We start from the raw sequence: 340 nt of genomic DNA on the forward strand, positions 1-340 counted from the left end.
CGTTGAACAGATAAGGCCGACCACCCAGCGTATCCTGAAAGATCTCATAGCGTTTCCACTGGTCGTTGTCCAGTTCCTCCCGGATAACCACTTCCAGCCCTTTATTCACCAATTTGGTGTGGAAGATGCGGTACTCATAGGGCACCTGCGTAGGGACTGGGATTCCTGCCGGACTGATGACCCAGACGGTCTTATACCGTATCTGCACCTCCACCCATGTGGTCAGCTTGTACTGCTTTTTGAAGGTCTCCTTCAACTTGCCCTGCACCTCTGACCGGGTGTAATCGTCATAGAGAGTCGTGAGAAAAGAGGTCAACTGCCATGGGTCATGCTCGATGGG

1 pseudogene is annotated in these 340 nt (G+C 52.6%); it reads right to left on the bottom strand.

Annotated features, from left to right (window positions below):
* A pseudogene (locus QZL71_RS13240) lies at positions 1-316 on the bottom strand (NlpC/P60 family protein); the annotation flags it as partial.
* Positions 317-340 lie beyond the last annotated feature (24 nt).

The organism is uncultured Faecalibacterium sp., assembly GCF_900066275.1.
Lineage (GTDB): Bacteria > Bacillota > Clostridia > Oscillospirales > Ruminococcaceae > Faecalibacterium > Faecalibacterium taiwanense.